The sequence below is a fragment of the Paraburkholderia sp. J67 genome (genome assembly GCF_905220265.1).
Taxonomy (GTDB): Bacteria; Pseudomonadota; Gammaproteobacteria; order Burkholderiales; family Burkholderiaceae; genus Paraburkholderia.
In genome coordinates, this window is the sequence record NZ_CAJMZK010000090.1 from 1 (window position 1) to 659 (window position 659).

Sequence of the window (659 nt, forward strand, 5' to 3'; positions counted from 1 at the left end):
GCTCGCGCCGGCAGAACTGCGCGCAGAGTTTGCGATGCGTGCTCGTCAAATGGCTGCACGTTACGACGGCGACAACGGCTAGTTGAAGCATGGAAGCGCGCGGTCTTCACCCGTGTCTCAACCTCGTCTCAATTGCCTGCAACGCGGCGAGCGCCCCAGCCGCAATTCCAATACCTCTTTCAGGTGAAATGGAAAAATCCCGTGGATTGATACGAATGACCCGCGGGCCGTGACGTTCGCTGAATCGACGCACCGTGGGCAAGGTCCGCCCCGCGCCCAATTCGACGACCACCAGTCGCTCCACGCCGCGCGACCATACCGCGAGGCGCTCTGCCTGACGATCCGCATATTTGCCGACCCAGTTCCAGTCACCGAACATCAGGATATTCGGACGCGCAAGCGATCCGCAATGGCGGCAGCGAGGCAATTCCCCTTCCAGGCGACACATTGTCTCGTCGACAACCGGATTGAAGTCGTCCGCTTGCCAGGCTTCGTCCGTACATGCGTTGACGCATTGCAACGCGTGGATCGTCCCGTGACATTCCTCGATGCGTGCAGCAGCAAATCTTGCCTTCTGAAACTGGCCGTCTACATTACTCGTGAACACGAATGCGCCGTGTGTCTTTCGTGACGCCCACGTGAGCAGTTGACGAAAACCA

The 659-nt window shown here is 59.2% G+C and carries 1 protein-coding gene; it reads right to left on the bottom strand.

The window, feature by feature from the left end; genetic code table 11:
• Window positions 1-106: 106 nt before the first annotated feature.
• Window positions 107-659: Sir2 family NAD-dependent protein deacetylase (locus U5782_RS41310; RefSeq protein ID WP_322049630.1), on the bottom strand; the 553-nt coding region annotated here is incomplete at its 5' end.